General features: G+C 52.3%; 18 protein-coding genes. 16 read left to right on the forward strand and 2 right to left on the reverse strand.

Annotated elements, in window-relative coordinates; translation table 11 throughout:
• The first annotated feature begins 272 nt into the window (after positions 1 to 272).
• The 9 genes from I2D94_RS09040 to I2D94_RS09080 all read left to right on the forward strand — a co-directional run bounded on the left by I2D94_RS09040 (position 273) and on the right by I2D94_RS09080 (position 8,447).
• Positions 273 to 1,109, forward strand: a complete 837-nt coding sequence (locus tag I2D94_RS09040; protein WP_195396430.1) for an Mrp/NBP35 family ATP-binding protein — start codon at positions 273 to 275, stop codon at positions 1,107 to 1,109.
• Complete coding sequence (locus I2D94_RS09045) at positions 1,106 to 1,492, forward strand: NifB/NifX family molybdenum-iron cluster-binding protein (RefSeq protein WP_195396431.1); 387 nt, start codon at positions 1,106 to 1,108, stop codon at positions 1,490 to 1,492. Before I2D94_RS09040 ends, I2D94_RS09045 begins: the two co-directional genes overlap by 4 nt.
• A gap of 94 nt (positions 1,493 to 1,586) precedes the next feature.
• Positions 1,587 to 2,162, forward strand: a complete 576-nt coding sequence (locus I2D94_RS09050; protein ID WP_195396432.1) for a GNAT family N-acetyltransferase — start codon at positions 1,587 to 1,589, stop codon at positions 2,160 to 2,162.
• A complete protein-coding gene (locus I2D94_RS09055) occupies positions 2,159 to 3,061 on the forward strand; it encodes an ABC transporter ATP-binding protein (RefSeq protein WP_195396433.1) in 903 nt (300 codons plus the stop codon). The genes I2D94_RS09050 and I2D94_RS09055 overlap by 4 nt, the downstream gene beginning before the upstream one ends.
• The gene (locus tag I2D94_RS09060; protein WP_195396434.1) at positions 3,036 to 5,054 is read left to right on the forward strand and encodes a hypothetical protein; all 2,019 of its coding nucleotides are present in this window, start codon (positions 3,036 to 3,038) and stop codon (positions 5,052 to 5,054) included. Before I2D94_RS09055 ends, I2D94_RS09060 begins: the two co-directional genes overlap by 26 nt.
• A gap of 61 nt (positions 5,055 to 5,115) precedes the next feature.
• Positions 5,116 to 5,790, forward strand: coding sequence for a response regulator transcription factor (locus I2D94_RS09065; RefSeq protein ID WP_072684300.1), 675 nt, complete (start codon positions 5,116 to 5,118; stop codon positions 5,788 to 5,790).
• Positions 5,774 to 7,240 carry a HAMP domain-containing sensor histidine kinase gene (locus I2D94_RS09070; RefSeq protein WP_195396435.1) on the forward strand — a complete coding sequence of 489 codons (1,467 nt, stop codon included), beginning with the start codon at positions 5,774 to 5,776 and terminating at the stop codon, positions 7,238 to 7,240. The genes I2D94_RS09065 and I2D94_RS09070 overlap by 17 nt, the downstream gene beginning before the upstream one ends.
• A 191-nt stretch (positions 7,241 to 7,431) precedes the next feature.
• On the forward strand, positions 7,432 to 7,911 hold the full coding sequence (locus I2D94_RS09075) for a MarR family winged helix-turn-helix transcriptional regulator (RefSeq protein WP_195396436.1): 480 nt from the start codon (positions 7,432 to 7,434) through the stop codon (positions 7,909 to 7,911).
• Positions 7,908 to 8,447 (forward strand): flavodoxin domain-containing protein, encoded by a 540-nt coding sequence (locus I2D94_RS09080; protein WP_195396437.1) that lies wholly within the window; start codon positions 7,908 to 7,910, stop codon positions 8,445 to 8,447. Before I2D94_RS09075 ends, I2D94_RS09080 begins: the two co-directional genes overlap by 4 nt.
• Before the next feature lie 72 nt (positions 8,448 to 8,519).
• Here I2D94_RS09080 and I2D94_RS09085 read toward each other — a convergent pair whose 3' ends face one another.
• Positions 8,520 to 9,947, reverse strand: coding sequence for a spore germination protein (locus I2D94_RS09085; RefSeq protein WP_195396439.1), 1,428 nt, complete (start codon positions 9,945 to 9,947; stop codon positions 8,520 to 8,522).
• 107 nt (positions 9,948 to 10,054) lie between these two features.
• Here I2D94_RS09085 and I2D94_RS09090 point away from each other — a divergent pair, with 107 nt between their 5' ends.
• From I2D94_RS09090 to I2D94_RS09100, 3 genes are all read left to right on the forward strand, one after another.
• A complete protein-coding gene (locus I2D94_RS09090) occupies positions 10,055 to 10,390 on the forward strand; it encodes a hypothetical protein (RefSeq protein ID WP_006059125.1) in 336 nt (111 codons plus the stop codon).
• A gap of 5 nt (positions 10,391 to 10,395) precedes the next feature.
• Complete coding sequence (locus I2D94_RS09095) at positions 10,396 to 11,562, forward strand: cation:proton antiporter (RefSeq protein ID WP_195396441.1); 1,167 nt, start codon at positions 10,396 to 10,398, stop codon at positions 11,560 to 11,562.
• A gap of 143 nt (positions 11,563 to 11,705) precedes the next feature.
• Positions 11,706 to 12,863: a M20 family metallopeptidase gene (locus I2D94_RS09100; RefSeq protein ID WP_195396443.1), complete on the forward strand. Its 1,158-nt coding sequence runs from the start codon at positions 11,706 to 11,708 to the stop codon at positions 12,861 to 12,863.
• On the opposite strand, the gene murB is transcribed toward I2D94_RS09100, so the two are convergent.
• A complete protein-coding gene (murB, locus tag I2D94_RS09105) occupies positions 12,860 to 13,759 on the reverse strand; it encodes a UDP-N-acetylmuramate dehydrogenase (protein ID WP_195396445.1) in 900 nt (299 codons plus the stop codon). The two genes, I2D94_RS09100 and murB, sit on opposite strands and share 4 nt — an antisense overlap.
• Positions 13,760 to 13,870: 111 nt before the next feature.
• Here murB and I2D94_RS09110 point away from each other — a divergent pair, with 111 nt between their 5' ends.
• Genes I2D94_RS09110 through I2D94_RS09125 form a run of 4 tightly spaced genes read left to right on the forward strand, consistent with a single transcriptional unit; the run spans position 13,871 to position 18,571 of the window.
• The gene (locus tag I2D94_RS09110; RefSeq protein WP_195396447.1) at positions 13,871 to 15,058 is read left to right on the forward strand and encodes a type II secretion system F family protein; all 1,188 of its coding nucleotides are present in this window, start codon (positions 13,871 to 13,873) and stop codon (positions 15,056 to 15,058) included.
• Positions 15,059 to 15,072: 14 nt separating this feature from the next.
• The gene (pilM, locus tag I2D94_RS09115) at positions 15,073 to 16,497 is read left to right on the forward strand and encodes a pilus assembly protein PilM (protein ID WP_139248603.1); all 1,425 of its coding nucleotides are present in this window, start codon (positions 15,073 to 15,075) and stop codon (positions 16,495 to 16,497) included.
• Positions 16,494 to 17,048, forward strand: coding sequence for a type II secretion system protein M (locus I2D94_RS09120; protein WP_195396449.1), 555 nt, complete (start codon positions 16,494 to 16,496; stop codon positions 17,046 to 17,048). The genes pilM and I2D94_RS09120 overlap by 4 nt, the downstream gene beginning before the upstream one ends.
• 23 nt (positions 17,049 to 17,071) lie before the next feature.
• Positions 17,072 to 18,571, forward strand: coding sequence for a hypothetical protein (locus I2D94_RS09125; RefSeq protein WP_195396451.1), 1,500 nt, complete (start codon positions 17,072 to 17,074; stop codon positions 18,569 to 18,571).
• Positions 18,572 to 18,583 lie beyond the last annotated feature (12 nt).

Raw genomic sequence — 18,583 nt, forward strand, 5'->3', positions numbered from 1 at the left:
TTAAGTGAAGAAAAAGCGGTTTTCGTGGTATTCTATCCCTGTTTTCCGGCTTTATTCCTCAGGGATTAGGATCTGCAGTAAATCTTGAAAAATGTAAAAAAAAGCTGGAAATGTCAGGAAATTACCGGAAATTGACCGCCCTTTAAATCCGTATTCGAACAATCGGGAGAAAATTTGGGAAGCAATTTGAAAGATTTCAGGCACAGCGTTGGATTGTTCGACTTAGAAATGATATAATACACAACGTGAGAAAAGAATTGAGGTATTACGATATGAGCGAAACATGCAATCACGACTGCGGCAGCTGCAGCGCTAACTGCGCCAGCCGGCAGGAACCGCAGAGCTTTTTGGAAAAACCGAATCCGAACAGCCGAATCCGCAAGATCATCGGCGTCGTCAGCGGCAAAGGCGGCGTCGGCAAATCATTAGTCACTTCGTTGTTAGCGACGACGATGCAGCGGCGCGGACATCAAAGCGCCGTCATGGACGCCGATATCACCGGACCGTCGATTCCGAAGGTGTTCGGGATCCATGGCATGGCGTATGGGAACGACGACGGCATTCTGCCGGCCGTCAGCTCGACCGGCATTCAGATCATGTCCGTCAATCTGATGCTGGACAATGAGGAAACACCGGTGATCTGGCGCGGCCCGATTTTAGCCGGCATGGTCAAGCAGTTTTATGGCGAAGTGATCTGGTCGGACGTCGACTTCATGTTCGTCGATATGCCGCCGGGAACCGGCGACGTCCCGCTGACCGTATTCCAGTCGCTGCCGTTGGACGGCATCGTCGTCGTCACCTCGCCGCAGGAGCTGGTTTCCATGATTGTCGCCAAAGCCGTCAACATGGCGAATATGATGAACATTCCGGTATTGGGCGTCGTGGAAAATATGAGCTATCTGGAATGCCCGGACTGTGGCAAGAAAATCGAAGTCTTTGGTCACAGCAAGCTCGATGAAGTCGCGGCTGAAAAGGGTCTTGATATTCTGGCGCGGCTGCCGATCAATCCGCAGTTTGCCAGTCTGTGCGACGCCGGCCGGATCGAAGATTTTGAAGGCGATTGGATGACGAAAGCCGCCGAAAAACTGGAAGGGTTGTTGGAAAAATGAAACAGGTAGCAGCGATTCCTTATGAAAACGGACAGGTTTTCGGACATTACGGCAAGACGCGGCAATTTCTGATCGCAACGATTGAAGCAGGAAAAATCGTAACCAGCGCGATTGTGCCGACCCAGGGCAAAGGCCATGGCGAACTGGCGGGCTTTTTAAAGGAACACGGCGTCACGGCGTGTCTGTGCGGCGGCATGGGCGAGGGCGCTTACCAAACGTTGACGGCGCAGGGCATTGCGGTTATCCGCGGCGTCAGCGGCAGCGCGGAAGCGGTGCTGGCAAGCTACGCGCAGGGCCGGATTGCGGATGATCCCGAAGCAGTCTGCACGCATCATCATGATCATGACGAAAGTCATAGCTGCAGCTGCGGAAAACATTCGTAAGAATTTGAATCCTGTCATAAAGGCTTAAGAAATTGAGCCTTTTTTTCATTTCCCAGCTCGGCTATAATGAAAGAAACAAAGGTAGGAGATTGCGATGAACATCAAGAAAATGATCGGAGAGAAAGTCATTTTATCCCCGTTGGACAGTCGGGAAGCGGAACGGCTTGTTCAATGGGTCAATGATTTGGAGGTAACGCTGGGCACGACGCTGGCCGTTACCAGCATGACCTTGGATAAGGAAACTGAAATGTTAAAGCAGATGGAGCAGGGCGGCCGGGATTTTTATATCGTGGCCCGCGACAGCAGGCAGCCGATCGGCACCTGCGGCATCACGAACTGGGATCCAATCAATCAGTGGGCCAGCGTCGGGATTATGATCGGCGAGCGGAACTATCACAATCAGGGCTGCGGCAGCGAAGCGCTGGCGCTGTTATGCGATTACTGCTTTAATCTTTTAAACTGCCACAGCGTTCATCTGGAGGTCTATTCGTATAATCTGCCGGCCATCGCCTGTTACAAAAAGGTGGGCTTTCAAGAATGCGGACGCTATCATCAGGCGAAGAAGATCGGCGGACAGTGGTACGATTGCATCCAGATGGAACTGTTTGCGGAACAGTTTGATTCCCGCTGGGTAAAACCTGCCGTAAAGCGCAGGCAGGGAAACGCATGATCATCGCAGAAAATCTCGGCAAGAAATTCCGGAATAAAACCGTGATCCGGCAGATGAACTGTGCTATCAAAGAGGGCAGCATCTATGGGCTGGTCGGCGCTAACGGGGCGGGGAAGTCAACGTTTTTACGGATGTTGGCGGGGGTGTATCAGCCCAGCGAAGGCAAGGCCGAGATCAATGGGGAAGCGGTGTTTGACAACGCGAAAATTAAAAAGGAGATCGTCTTCATCCCTGATGAGCTGTACTTTTTTCCCAACTACAATTTCCGCATGATGGCCGATTATTACGCCAGTCTGTACGAACATTTCGACCGCCACCGCTTTCAGATGCTGTGCGATCATTTCAAGCTCGACACTGAGGCGCGGATTCAGAATTTCTCCAAGGGTATGAAGCGGCAGGGCGCGCTGATTCTGGCGCTGTCGACCCGTGCCCATTATTTCTTCTTTGACGAGACGTTTGACGGTCTGGATCCGGTCATGCGCTCATTGGTGAAATCAGTGCTGTCCGAGGACGTCGCGCAGCGCAGCTCAACCGTCCTTTTAACCTCGCATAACCTGCGGGAGCTGGAAGATCTGTGCGATCACATGGGCTTGCTTGTAGAAGGCCGGATCATGTTTGAAAGCGACATTGATTCGTTAAAAACCGAGATGTTCAAGGTTCAGATCGCGCTGCCGGACAAAACGTTCGACCGCGATGAATTCCGTCAGCTCAAGGTGCTGTATTACAAGAAAAGCGGTTCGATCGCAACGATGATCGTCAAAGGCGACCGTGAGCTGGTCACCGACGTACTTCGCAGCAAGCAGCCGATCATCCTTGATCTGCTTCCGCTGTCGCTGGAAGAAGTGTTTATTTATGAAATGGAGGGATACGGCTATGAGTTCGATTCGCTCCGTCTTTAATTTTAAAGTATTCTGGCAGAACTTCCGCAGCGCGCAGGGACTGCTTCTGGTGGCGATGATCATCTACCAGGCCGGAATTTTAATCAACTGTTTTTCGCTCAGCCGCACGCCGGGAATGACCCGGGTCGTCGCGTTTTCCGAAATCTCGGGAATTATCAGTCTCTGCGCCTGTTTTCTGCTTCCGATCGCGGCCTGCGTGACGCTGTTTGATTTTCTTTTCAGCAAAAAGAAAAGCGACCTTGTGTTTTCTTCACCGATCCCGCGCAAAACGCTGTACTGGTCCAACTGGGCCGGGGGCATGATTTTTCTGTTGATCAACGTTTTGATCGCTTCGCTGATGCTGCATGTCACGCTGCTGCGCAATCCGCAGCTGATCGTCGAAAATGGCGTCGTGATCCGGTTTCTGATCTTATGGGGCTTAAGCATGATGATGGTGTATTCGTGCTGCTGCCTGGCGGTGTCGCTGACCGGCAACCGGTTTGTGCAGTTTGTGCTGGTCGCGGTGCTGACGCTATTGCCAGGGTGGTTCCACTATACGTTCCAGACGCAGTTTTACAATTATGATCAGCTGTCCCAGGTTGACTATTCAAGTCAGAAAGCGACGGAAACGCTGACCAATCCTTATTCCATGCGGATTGTGCAGGATGAGGGAAAAGTGGATACGCTGCCATATATCGCTTTCGATCAGTTGATCAGCAGTCTTTCCGGGATGCGTCAGTCGTTCAGGGTGACGGATTACAACAACCATACGGCGTTCAGTTACAGCCGCTGCTGGATCATGCTGATCAATCTGCTTGCCGCCTCGGCGTTGGGCAGCTGGGCGTTTATCCGGCGCAAGGTCGAGGTAGCGGAGACCTCCTTTATCAGCGAAGCCGCGCATGAAGCGGTGCGGATTGCGGCGTTTGTGCCGATTTTCTATACGCTGGGCATGAAAGACTGGGTTTCGGCAGTTTTATATGCCGGAATCTTGTTGATTTTATATCATCTTTACGATTATCTGGCGCGGCGCGAATTCATCAGCCTGCGCAGGACACTGATCAGTTTTCTGGCGGTCGTGGCGATCGCGGCACTGATCCGTTTTCCGATGCGGATTCTGGTCCGCCGGGAAGCATCGCGGCAGATTTCAATCGAAGACGTCAGCGCAGTCGCGCTGGCCCCGGCCTCCACGCTGGGATCGCGTCAGCATGAGGCGCTTTTACAGCTCAAACTGGACGATCCGGAACTGATCCGGCTGGTTTTTCAAAGCAATGTCAACAGCGAATACACCGAAGGTTCAATTCATATGATCGTCCGGTTTTACCAGGGCCGCGGCTACTCTGATTTCTACGTTAACTTCGCGCCGGAACAAATCCCGCAGCTGGAAACGCGGTTAGGCGCCAACGATCAATATCAGCTGCTTTACCGCAGCCTCGATCCGCAATCGGTCTATTGGATTGAAGCCAACGGGATTTCGGCTGGTCTGGATAAAGCCGAGGTCGATCAGCTGGTCGCACAGCTGCAGCAGGAACAACAGCAGCAGAATTTTGCCGATCTGCTGCATGAAACAAAACAGATCGCCTGCCGTCAGTCCGACGAGTCCTATTGCTTTTTAAGCCTGACGCTGGTCTCGTTTGAAAACGGCGAGCGGACGGAACAGAACGTCGATCTGCTTCGTTATCAGTCGGTATTTCAGCTGTACAGTTCGTTTGTCAACCAGCAGTTTTTAAAAACCTATGCCGATAACGTGCGCTTTCTGAATTTTTACAGCATGTACGACAATCAGCTCGAACAGATCCGGCAACAAACCGATTTGGATTATGAAAGTTTTAATCTCCGGCTGTCTCAATGGCTGAACGAGAATCTGCCGACTCAGCTTCAGAAAGCGCCGCTCTCTTCAGAAGAATTCCTGTCGATCACCTATTATGATTCCCAACGGCAAAGTCAGGGGGCAATTTTTATCGAGAAGAACGAGAAGTGGCAGGAATTTGTCAGCTCATTAATTCAACCTGAATAAAATTCACTTAAAATTCACATCGTCAGGGTAAAATAAAAAAGAAATCAGGAGGTGCATCCCAATGGTCAAAATCTTGGTGGTCGACGACGAGCAGCGGATTCGCGAGATGATCCGCAAATATGCGGAATACGAGGGCTTTGCGGTGGATGAAGCCTGCGACGGTCTGGAAGCGGTCGACAAGGCGCTGAAGGAAAACTATGATCTGATCGTCATGGACATCATGATGCCGAATCTGGACGGTTTTTCAGCGTGCCGGGAAATCCGCAAAACGCATGAAACCGTACCGGTTATTCTGTTGTCGGCATTGGGTGAGGAATACGATAAAATTCATGGATTCGATTTGGGCGTCGACGATTACGTCGTCAAACCGTTCTCGCCGAAGGAGCTGATGATGCGGATTCACGCGATTTTAAAGCGGACCTCCCAGAGCGAGAAAAAAGAGCTGATCAAGATCAACGATCTGACGATCGACTTCACCGGGCGGATTGTGAAGATCAAGGATGAGAAATTGAATTTATCGCCGAAGGAATATGATCTGTTATTCTATCTCGTTAAAAACCGCGGGATTGCGCTGACGCGGGAGAAGCTGCTTCAGAATGTCTGGGGCTATGACTTTTTCGGCGATGAGCGGACGTTGGACACGCATATCAAGCTGCTGCGTAAAAATCTGCGGGAATACAGCCGCTACATTACGACGCTCAGAGGGGTAGGCTATCGTTTTGAAAACGGAAACTAGTCTGCAATGGAAGCTCGTTAAATATCTTCTGGCGTTTGTGATCGCGCTGTTAGCGCTGTTATGGCTGTTTCAGGTCGTTTTTCTGGACAGTTTCTATCAGCGGTTTAAGATCGAGGGCATTGAAAAGATCGGCAATACGCTGGCGGCGAATCTGCAGAGCGAGAAGTTTACGGAAATCGTCGCCCAGCAGGCCCGCCAGAACGACGCGTGCATCCGTGTGCTGCACGGCATCTATCAGATTCAGACGACTAATACGATGGGCTGCCAGATCTATAATCTCAAGAACAGCGATATCGCTCATTACATCGCGTTAGCGGAGGCCAATGGCGGCGATTATCTGGATATTCAGTCGGAGCAGGTTGTCAGTGAACTGCCCAACGGGAGTTTGCTTTTTTCGAATAAACAAGGATCGCGGAATTTGATTTACTTTAAAATTGTTGAGGACAACAGCGCGCTGAAAACGATCATTATGGTCAATACGCATATCTCCCCGGTCAATGCGACGACGGAAACGCTGCGCACGCAGCTCAGCTATATCGCGCTGATTGTCATCATCGCTTCGCTGGGACTGGCCTATCTGATGTCCCGCAAGATTGTCAAACCGATCGTCAACATCAATCAGAGCGCCCGGCAGATGGCGGAGGGAAATTATGATATTGTCTTCACCGGCCGGGGGTATAAGGAAATCACACAGCTTAATGATACGATGAATCACACGACGCGCAAGCTGAAGGAAGTAGATCAGATGCGCCGGGATCTGATTGCCAACGTCTCGCATGATCTGCGCACGCCGCTGACCATGATCAGCGGATATGGCGAAATGATGCGCGATCTGCCGGGTGAAAACACGCCTGAAAATGTTCAGGTTATCATCGACGAAGCGCACCGGCTTTCCAATCTGGTCAATGATCTGCTGGATCTGTCGAAGCTGCAGGAAAAGAAGATAGAGCTGCATGCCCGGAATTTTGATCTGACGCAGTTGATCGAAACGGTGCTGCACCGATATGAAAAGTTTACGACACAGGACGGCTTTGATATTCAGTTTCAACACACCGAATCTGTTGTGGTCAACGCCGACCCGGATCGTTTAGGTCAGGTCTTGTATAATTTCATTAACAACGCGATCAACTATTCGCTGGAGGATAAACGGATCGTAATCCGTCAGACAATCGTCGATGGTCAGGTGCGCGTGGAAGTGGAAGATCATGGCGAAGGGATCAGTGAAGACAAGCTGAACTATATCTGGGACCGGTATTACAAGATTGATAAGACGCATAAGCGTTCCAGCGCCGGCAGCGGAATCGGACTGGCGATTGTGCGGGAAATTCTGGAGCTGCACCAGGCCCGATACGGCGTGCGCTCCCAGGTCGGTCAGGGCTCGGTGTTCTGGTTTGCGCTTCCGCTTGCGGCGTCTGCACCGCAGGAAAAGTGTGCTTCGGAACATTCCTGACAGGTTGACTGAAATGTTTGTCAGTTTTTGTTTCAAAATAAAGATCAGTTTTGACGCAGGCACCGTGAACGAGGGCCTGCGTTTTTTTCTCCTTGCCGTCTTGAAGTGTGCCGGCGGCGATTGACAGCTGCGCCGTGGCTTGTTACAATGAAATAAGAAAGGTAACTTGTTACCTGTAAAAGGAGAATAACATGGAAATTTCCGATTTGGTGAGGCGCTTTTCCGATACGCCCGAACATCAGCGAAAAGCGATCTTCAGCCAGCTGATGATCGCCGCGAACCGGCTTCAGACAGTTTTTGATCATGAAATACCGCAGGTTACGTTAAAACAGTTCATGCTTTTAACAATGGTCCGGCAGTCTGATCAGCAGCTGACCCTCACGCAGTCAGGCAAATTGTCAGGCTGTTCGCGTCAGAATGTGAAAAAGCTGGCGGAAGCGCTGCAGCGCAAAGGATTTGTTTGCGTGCATCCTGACGCCGCAGACAGCCGCGCCTCACGGATTGAACCCACGCCGGCGCTGGAGGCTTATTTTAATTCGCTGAGCACTTTGTTCCAACAGCGGCTGGCGACGTTGTTCGCGGATTTCAGCGAAGCGGAAACGGAACAGCTTTTTCAGCTTTTGGTTAAATTAGCGGCGGGGATCGACGCGTTGGAAGGAGAACGGGCATGAAAAAAGTTCTGGTTCTGGTTCAATCAAAGTACGGCGCTTCGCGGCAATATGCCAGGTGGCTGGCGGAACGGATAGCCAGCGATCTGGCGGAAACAAAGAATTTTGATCCGCAGAATTTTGATCGTTATGCAAAGATCGTGCTGGTGGGCGGCGTGTATGCTGGAACGGTGGCCGGCGTAGATTTTCTGAAAAAACACCGGGCGCGTTTAAACGGGAAGATGATCGCCGTGTTCGCGGTGGGCGCCAGTCCGGCGGATGCGGACGAACTGAATCGGATGCAGCATTGGCTGAACGAAAGGCTGCCGGATGCGACGTTATTTTACGGCCGGGGGCGTTATGATGAGCAGCAGATGAATATTATGGACCGCACGCTGTGCCGGATGCTGAAAAAATCACTGCTTAAAAAAGATCCGGCTACTCTAAAGCCCTGGGCGCGGGCAATGCTGGAAAGCGAAGTGCGGGGGGCTTGCGACTGGTGCGATCCGAACGCCTTGGAGCCGCTTTGTTCCGTCTTGAAGAATGAAATGAACGAATAAGATAAGACTGCGGCATGGGAGAGTGATCCATGCCGCAGCCGTTTGATTCCAGAGAAAATGAAGGAAAATAATTTATTGTTTTTGTCCGGGATGGCGATGGTCCGCCGGCTTGCGCAAAAGCAGCGAGCGCAGCTTTGTGCCGTCGTAGGGATAAAGCGGATAGCAGTAGTTGCCTGACAATGTGTCGGTCTTCAGCATCAGCATGATGATTGCGGCAGTTCCCACAACCAGCCCCCACGGGCCGAACAGCGCGATCAGAATCAACAAGCTCATCCGGAAGAATTTGAAGCTGTACCCCAGTTCAAAGCTGGGCTGGGCATAATTGCTCAGCGCCACAAAGGCCATATATAAAATGACCTCGCCGTTAAACCAGCCGGTGCTGACGGCATATTCGCCCAAGATCACTGCGCCGAGGATGCTGAAGGCGCTGGATAAAGACGAAGGGGTGTTTAACGACGCCAGCCGCAGACCGTCGATCATCACCTCAATGATCAACAGCTGCGCTAATACCGGAATTGCGGCACTTTGTTCGATCAGGATGAAATGCAGATTTTCCGGCAGCAGCCAGGGACAGCGCAGCGCCAGATACCAGCAGGGCGTAAAGAATAACGTCAGGAAAAAGATCAGGATCCGCACCAGTTTTAAATACGTTCCGATCAAAGGCGGAAAGTAATAATCATTGGCTTCCTGAAAGAAATCGAAGAAATGCGTCGGCAGAATCATCGCCGAGGGCGTATTGTCCGTCAGCACGATCAGATTGCCTTCAAGGATACTGGCGCTGGCAGTATCGGGACGCTCGGTAAAGCGGATCCGCGGCAGCGGGTTGAGCCATTGCCTGGGCAGCAGACATTCCGCCAGACTTTCCTGAGACAGACTCAGACCGTCAACCTCGGTGTCATTCAGTTTCGTCCGCACCTTCTCCAGCAGTTTTCGATCAACCTTGTCGCTCAGATAGCACAGCACGACATCGGTTTTGGACCGGCTGCCAACCTGAACATATTCATAGATCAGTTGCGGATCGCGGATCCGCCGGCGGATCAAAGCAGTATTGAAGATGAGCGTTTCAACGAATGCATCACGCGAGCCGCGCAGCACGCGGTCATCCTCCGGTTCCTGCATCGAGCGCACCGGATAGCTGCGGGCGTCGATCAGCACTGCTTCCTGCGCGCCCTCGGCCAGAAACAACAGCGTTCCGCTCAACACGGCGTCAACTGCTTTGGCCAGATCGGTCGTGCCTTCCACTTCCAGATAGGGGATCTGCCGGGCCAGCCAGCCGCTGACAGAAGCCTCCGCCAGCGGATCCAGCTTCATCATGTGTTCCATGATTTTCTCCATCACTTCATCCTTGGCGAAGCCGTCGATAAAGATCAGCTCGCCCTGACCTTGCTTGAGATCAAAGACGGTGCTGACGCAGTCAAAGCTCTCCTCAATCGGCAGCCGCCGGTGCAGCTCGGCGGAGAACTCGACGGTGAAAGCGCTTGATTTTTCCAAAAAAATCACCTCGTTTCCAGTATTCCCAAATCTGTGGTTTTCTTGCGGGGAAATTCCTTGTCAAACAGAAAACCGGTGCTATAATAAAACAGGTTTTAAGAAAAGAGGGACGTTGTATGGAATTATTATTTTTTGTCATGAATCAGATTGATAAATTAGATCAGCTGCTGAAAGACTTATCGAACGAAAAGAAATTCAGCGCGACGATCATCGACAGCGCGGGGATGGCGCGGCTGTTGGCGGATCATGATTATCTGTTCGGCTCGCTGCGGGCGCTGTTAAACAACTCGCAGGTCAACAGCAAGACGATCTTCATGGTGCTCAATCACGAGGATGTTGAACACGCGGTGCAGATCATTGAGAAGAACGTCGGCAATCTGGACGAGCCGAACACGGGCGTCGTCTTCACGGTGCCGGTCAGCTATGTTAAGGGCATTGTGAAGAAGGGGTAATCACGATGCAGCAGTTAATGAGTTTAGCGATCCTGCTGCTGACGGGATTGGTTTTCGGCCGGCTGATGAAGCTGGTTAAAATGCCGAACGTCACCGGCTATCTGATCGGCGGTCTGATCGTCGGTCCATCCATTTTAAATCTTGTGCACGCCGATGCGCTCAGTCAGCTCGGCTTTATTTCCAGCGTGGCGCTGGGCTTCATCGCCTTTTCAATCGGCAGTGAATTCAAGGCCAGCTATTTCAAACGCGTCGGCATGACGCCGATCGTCATCGCGATTCTGGAAGCGATGGTGGCGGTCGTGCTGGTTATCGCCTCGCTGATCGCCTTCGGTTTTGATCCGGCATTCTCGTTTGTGCTGGGAGCCATCGCGGCGGCGACAGCGCCGGCGGCGACGATCATGGTCATCCGCCAGTATCGTGCGAAGGGGCCGGTGACGGAAACGCTGCTGAGCGTCGTCGCGCTGGACGATGCGGTTGCGTTAATCGGCTTCGGTATCGCGGTGGCGATCGCCCAGATGATCGAAAACCCGGGCAGCGGCAACCTGATGATGCAGCTGATGGATCCGGTGATCGAGATTCTCGGTTCGCTGGGCAGCGGCGCCGTTCTGGGTTTTCTGATGTTGATTCCGCTGAAGTTTTTCCATGATGAAGATAACCGGCAGGCGCTGATCTACGCATTTATCTTCATTGCGCTGTTTGTTTCCAGCATGTTTGGCTTCTCGGATCTGCTGACGTGCATGGCGATGGGCGCGGTCTTTGCGAACATCTCTAACGAAAGCGACAAGGTCATGGCGATTGCCGACCGCCTGACGCCGCCGATCTTCATGGCGTTCTTCGTCCTTTCCGGAGCGGATCTGAAACTGAGCATCCTGCCTTCGATCGGCCTGGTCGGCATCATTTATGTCGTCATGCGTGTGGTCGGCAAGTTCTTGGGCGCCTGGGCAGGGGCAAAGATCATGCATGCCAGCGAACCGGTGCAGAAGTATCTGGGCTGGGCGTTATTGCCGCAGGCCGGCGTCGCGATTGGTCTGACCGTCGTCGCGCAGACGGTCGTGCCGCAGTACGCGGAAACTGTGCGGGCAGTTGTCCTGTGCGGGACCCTGATTTATGAACTGATCGGCCCGAGCGTATCCAAGTGGGCGCTGACACAGGCCGGCGAGATCGTGGAATAAGAATGAAGCAGAGCGTTCGTTTTGAGACGGCGTTCTGCTTTTTCTCTGCCGGAAAGAAAAAGAAATCCGAAATCGTGATCGGATTTAAGCGGAAAGACGTGACAAACAGGATGGAACATGATAAATTTTTAACCATGAGGTGAATGGGTATGAAAGAACAATGCAAGACATGGGTTAAGCAGCATCTTGACGAAGGGATGGAGCTGGTCAAGGCGATGTATGAGCATCCTGAACTGGGCGATCAGGAATTTGAATCAATGGCGCTGCTATGCGAAAAACTGGAACAGCTGGGGTTTGCGGTGGAGCGCAGCTATCTGCTTCCGACCGGCTTCATCGGCCGCTATGATTCTGGAAAGCCGGGACCGAAAATCGCGTTTTTATGCGAATACGATGCGCTGCCGGAGGTCGGCCACGGCTGCGGCCACAACCTGATCGCGGCGATCGGCGTGCTGGCGGGCGGCGCTTATAAAGCGGTGATTGATCAGCTGGGCGGAGAAGTTCGGGTGATCGGGACGCCGGCCGAGGAAAACTTCGGCGGCAAGGTGCGGATGGCCGAGAAGGGCTGCTTCGACGATCTTGATGCGGCGATGATGATCCATCCGGGCACGGAAAACCGGCTGGGCGGCAGAACCAACGCGCTGATGCCGCTGAAATTTGAATTCTTTGGCAAAAACGCACACGCCTGCCACCCGCAGGAAGGCCGCAGCGCGCTGGACGCGGCGGTCAATACGTTTGTCGCAATCAACATGCTGCGGCAGTTTATGGAACCGGGCAGCTTTATTCATGGGATCGTCAAGGACGGTGGGGAAGCGGCCAACGTCATTCCGGCTTACGCGTCGCTGGAATACTATTTCCGCGCGCCGACGATGGCCGTCGCTAAGGCGATGTCGCAGCGGGCGGTGCAGTGCGCCGAGGGGGCTTGCCAGATGGCCGGGACGACCCTGAAAACAAGCATGTACGAATGTCCGTACGAAGACAATAAAATCAATTATACTCTGTGCAAATTGCTGGAAAAACAATATGCCGAACTGGGCTTAAGCGACATCCAGCCGGTCGACGAGGTGCCGGGCGGTTCCAGCGATATCGGCGCGGTCAGCTACCGCTGTCCGGCGCTGCACGGATATATCCAGATCTGCGGATGTGAAGTGACCGGTCATTCCCGCGAGATGGCGGCCGCGACGATCAGTCCGCAGGGGTGCGCAGGGTTGGAAAACGGCGCCAGCGCGCTGGCGATGTGCGCGGTTGAGCTGGCCTCGGATCCGCAGCTGCTGCGGCAGGTCAAGGAAGAATTCGCGCGTTAAAGCGTTTCAATTTCACATTCCAGAACGACGGAGGTCTGATCGAAGACCTCCTTTTGTATGTGAGCGACCAACGCCGTGACATCGCCGCTGGAAGCCTGATTGCGGTTGATGATAAAGCCGGCGTGTTTTTCCGAAACCTGCGCGCCACCGATCTGTTTACCTTTGAGGCCGCACTGGTCGATCAGGGCCGAGGCGTAATGACCGGCGGGGCGCTTAAACACACTGCCGGCGCTGGGATAGTCCAGCGGCTGCCTGGCGGTGCGGCGGGCCATGGTTTCTTCCATGAGGCGGCGGATATCCTGCCGTTTTCCCGGCGTCAGGCGAAAGGCGGCGCTGATTAGCACGTGGTTCTGATCGTTGAGCAGACTGGCGCGATAGGCAAATTGCAGCTGATCGCGGGTAAAGGTTTTTTCCTCGCCCTCAACTAAAACTTGCGCGGATTCCAACATTTCCGAAAGCTCTGTGCCGAAAGCGCCGCTGTTGTTGTGCAGCGCGCCCCCGACGCTGCCGGGAATTCCATACAAACGTTCCAGCCCGGATAATTCCGCCTGCATCGCGCCGTCGCACAGCCGCTTGATCGTGAGTCCGGCGTCCGCCCGCAGCAGCGTGCCTTCCCGCCTCAGTCCGGCCCAGTTGGACCGCAGCAGGATAATCATCCCCGGATAGCCGGCGGTTGGGATCAGAACGTTGCTGGCCTGACCTAAAATCCGGTAGGGAATTTCTGCCCGCGCCGCACAAACCACACAGTCCCGCAGCTTGGCAGCAGTGTCGGGCAGTGCGACTAACTCCGCCGGCCCGCCGATATGAAACGACGTGTACGGCGCCATCGTCACCCGCCGCTGCAGTTCAATATTTTTCTGTTGAAGCTCCTGAATCAGATTTAAGTCAATACGCATAGTCTCTCTCCTTTAAAAATGTTAGAAGTTTACGGCTGAATTCTGGGCAGACATCCTTAAAGATGATATAATAATAAAAATGATCTAACCGAAATGAAGGATGTGTGTTGAATGGAGTCCTATCTTTATACGGCAGTGAACAACGAAGGAAAAAAAGTACGGGGCGAGAAGCGGGCGGAAGACGTCGTGCATCTCTACTCGCTGTTGAATAACGAAGGGCTGTATTGTCTCAACGCCCACCGCAAGGCACAATGGGAAACCCAGACGGTAAAACCGAAAAATCAGGAGCTTTCTCTGATGTGCAAGCAGCTGTCAGCGATGTTAAGCTCGGGGATTCCGTTAGTCAACGCCCTGGAAATGCTGCGGCAGAAAAGTGATAAGAAGAAAATGAAGAAGCTGTATGCTCAGCTGGTCGAGGAAGTGCGCAAAGGCTCTTCGCTGACGCTGGCGATGAAGCAATGTCAGCAGGCGTTTCCGCCGCTGTTGATCTATCTGGTGCAGGCTGGAGAGATGAACGGAACGCTGGATTCGGTCATGGAGCGCATGGCGGGGCATTACGACAAAGAATATAAGCTGCGCAACAAGGTCACCTCTGCTTTAATCTATCCGATTATGCTGCTGGTGGTGACCGTTGCCGTCATCCTTGCGCTGATGACTTCCGTTGTGCCGAGCTTTTTGAGCATGGTCGGGGATATGGAGCTGCCGTGGAATACGCTGCTGCTGATCTCCATGAGCAATTTCATCGTCGCTTACTGGCCGTTTCTGCTCTTAGGCGTGCTGGTGGCGATCCTCGGTTTCCGGATGGCCTTGAAAGTGCCGGCAATCTGCCGGGGCTTCGATGAGATTAAAGTAAAATTTCCGGTGTTTGGAACGCTGAACCGGATCGTTGCGACCTCGCGGTTTGCGCGGACGTTTTCCTCGCTGTATTCCAGCGGAATTTCCGTCATTGATTCGCTGCAGGTATCCGGCGACGTCTTAAATAACAGCTATTTTACCGAAAAGGTGAACTGGATCTGTGAACGGGTGCGGCGGGGTGAGATGCTCTCCCGTTCGATTGAAGCTTCTGAAGCGTTCGATCCCTTGCTGAACTCGATGATGTATGTCGGCGAGGAATCCGGATCGCTGGAGGAAGTGCTGAATTCAATCTCGGATTATTACGATACGGAAGCGGATAACGCGACGCAGAAGATGGTCGCGCTGATGGAGCCGATCATGATCGTGATTCTGGCGATCATCATCTTCTTCGTTATTATTTCCATCATCATGCCAATTTATGATTCCTACGGGATGATCGCATAGCAGGGGGAAGCATTATGATACTATTGCATATTATGCAGCGGCATGCCGTTGTGGTTTGGGGAAAAGCAAAAAAACATGCGCTGGAGGTTCAGCGCACGCATTCCTGCGCGATTCCCGAAGGTTTATTGATCAACGGCTTTATCCAGAATGAAGAAGCCTTTGCCCAATGGGCGAAAACGATGGTTTCCGAGCTGGGACTCAAAGGCAAAAAAGTAACGGTGATTGCCGACAGCACGGCGGTGATCTACCGTCAGATCGAAACGCCGAAACTCAAGGCGAAGGCATTGGAAAAGAACCTCTATTTCAATTTAGCCCGCCAGATCGGCAACATCACAGAAAATACCGTTGATTACGCGATTTTGCCGCAGGCGGAAAACGGCAGCGAAAGTCTGACGGTCGTCGTCCCGCAGTCGTATGGCGATACTTACAGCAAAGCGCTGAAAGCGGCGGGCCTCAAGCCGCAGCGGATGATCACCTCGACGCTGGCTTTAATCCAGGCGGGAATGCGGTTAAATGAAGAAAAGACCGCGATTTATTCGTGGTGTTCGGACGAAGTCTGCACGTCGGTTTTATTCAATAACGGCCGCTTCATGTTTTCCAACGTGTTCCGCTTTGATCGCAATCAGACGCCGCTGGCCGTCATGAACGAGCGGATTTCCCAGCTTGTCCAGTTCCAGCGGATTAAGAATCCCGATTCGCCCGTGGAGCTGGTGCGGGTCGGTGTGCCGGAGAACGCCGAGTCAATCGCCGGCGAGCTGACGCAGCTGCTGCGGCTGCCGACCGAGATCTTCCCGGCAGTCAGCGGCTTGAGCGCATCCGAGGTTTCCTCGCAGGTCTGCGCGGTATATGGTCTGGCGATGCTGGCGCGGCCTTACGACCTGTTCAGGGGAATTGATCATCAGCGCTATACCGAGGCTTACCAACGGCGCCGCAGCCTGCGCGTGATTCTCGGGCTGTTTGTCGTTAACGCCTTCCTTCTTGCGATCCTTTGCTATCGGCAATTCGCTTTGAATCAGATTGAGGACAACGCGATCAGGCAGGTACAGGCGCAGCTGCAGCTGCCCGAGCGGCTGCAGCAGTATGACGACGCGCTGATGCTGTCGAGTGAAAATACGCTGACCCGTCAGCAGATTGAAGACGCGCTTCAGGTGCTGCAGTACAGCGAACAGACTGAACAGTTTTCCAAGACGCTGTTCGAGCAGATTCAGGCGCTGCGTCCCAAGGACGTTGCGATCAGCGGACTGCAGGTTCAGGATGGTCTGGCCGTTCAGCTGACCTGTACGGCAGGCAGCCGGCTTTCCCCATCCCAATACGCGCAGGATCTGCGTTCGACAAACTGGTTTGCGGATGTGAATTATACCGGCTTCACCTATAACGAAAGCAAGAAGAACTACAATTTCCTGATCACATTGACGCTGAAAGGGGTGGACGCGGAATGAAACTCTCTGAACGTGAGAAAATCTTACTGGTCGTCCTGGCGTTTATGTTATTGAACGTGATTGGCATTCAGTTTATTTTGACCCCGATGCAGCAAAAACATGAGGATTTAGTCAGTGAGCGCGCTCAGATTGAAGACGAGCTGGCGCAGCAGCAGCTGATGATCGACATGCTGGACGCCCTGAATCAGGATCATGAGGATCTGGCGGTTCAGCTGCAGAATCTGGCCGACCGCTTCGTGCCTCCGAAGTATTCTGAATTGAAGGATGAATACTTGTATGAAACGATGGCGGATTTTATCAAACAATGGGATTCTCTGACGATCTCGGATCTGACTTACGCGACACTGCCTGGCAGCGAACAGGCGTTAAGTGTCGTGCTGATGGTGGAAGCGGATTTCACGGTCACCGGTTCGATGGATCAGATGATCGGCGCGATGGATAAGATCCAACAGCTGCCGCAGGTCATTTCGATTACGTCCCTGTCGGTCAATGAGAAAGAAAAGCAGATGCAGGGTTCATTCCATATCCAGTTCTACACGTTTAACGATTAACTAAAGAGAAAGGGGGCGTCGCGATGCGGTCGAAACGGGGAAGCACATTGTTGCTGACAATCTGTCTTTTTATGGTGTTTCTGATTTTTGCCGCCGCTCTGATTCCTCTTTCCCGCCGGGCTTTTCAGCAGACGGCCGCGGACGTGACCCAGCAGCAGGCGGATTATATTGCCCAAAGCGCAGTGGAGGCGCTGATCACGCAGCTGGATGAAGAAAATCTGCGGCAGACGCTGATCAAGGTTGTACAAAGAACTCAAGATCAGGTTGTGAGTGATTGGGCCAGCTATGGCGACCGTGGCGAATACCGATATGTGATTACACTGGATCCGTTCTATGAATCGCATGAGTATTTTTTATGGGAAAAGCAGCATCTTCTCATCAGCGCGCAGTCGAAATATGAAGGAAAGACGTCCCAGATGACGGCCGTCGTGCAGGCAACAAAATACATGAATCAGTTCTTTGATCCCAACGGGATCGAAAGAGAGATTACCGGTAAGGATGGCCTGTCGAAACGCGCCGTCCTGATTAACGAATGCCGGATTCCAACGGATCATTCGGCCAGCTTCTGGATCAATGCGATTTCTGATTTGACGCTAACGCAGCAGAACGTAAACGGAAACATCAGTTCTGAAGATGAAAAACCCGATGAATTACAGAAAAATCTGGATCCGAAAGTTGTCTTAATTTACCGGAACATTAAGAATCCTGTGGTCACCGGCCATATTGACGGCAATGTCGTCTTAGAACCGGCTGAATACACAAAAGCGACGATTGGCAGCGATACGCAGGGAGAAGTCGTCATTGACGGCGACGTTATTTGTAAAGGCGATCTTGTGTTGAAGAATGCCACGGTGACGGGAGCGATCTATTATACCGGCAGCTTTAAATCAGAGAACGCTTCTTATACTGGAGAAATTCGGCAAATTCAATCCACAGACGCTCTTTTTGAAAAGTATCTGTTTCATCTTTCAGTAATCCCCAGAAAAATAGAAAGCATTGAAGGCTATCGTAAAGTTACTTCATCGGATGCCGAGATAGAGATTAAAATCACGGATGATTCAGCGATATTTTATGAATTTTCAAATCCAAATCTGGAAAAATTACAGATTAAAAACGGGAAAACACTGGATATTTCGTTCGTTAATTTAGCCAAAATGCCACATCAGCTGATCGTTGAAAGCGAAAACAAATTTTATCGGCCGGTCTTTTTTATTGAAGATGAAAATCCCGTGCTCAGCGATCAGGTCTCGACGAATCTGTTGAACAGCGAAAATATTATCCTCGTTTTTACCCATCCGGTTCGAATTCAGGGTGACGTCAATGTGAGTGTTTTTGCGCCCAAGATTATTTTTGAGGCTGAAAATATCACGATGAATGGTCGGCTGCAGGCTTGTGAGTTCGAGCACAGCGAACTTGTCAGCAGCGTCAACCTGAAGGCGAGAAATAATGCGGATATTTATGAGGTATTTAAATTAGGCGGAGAGGATGCCTATTATTTTGACCTGTACTATTATCAATCATAAGGAAAGGAGGGA

It is taken from the genome of Holdemania sp. 1001302B_160321_E10 (assembly GCF_015552275.1).
Taxonomy (GTDB): Bacteria; Bacillota_I; Bacilli_A; order Erysipelotrichales; family Erysipelotrichaceae; genus Holdemania.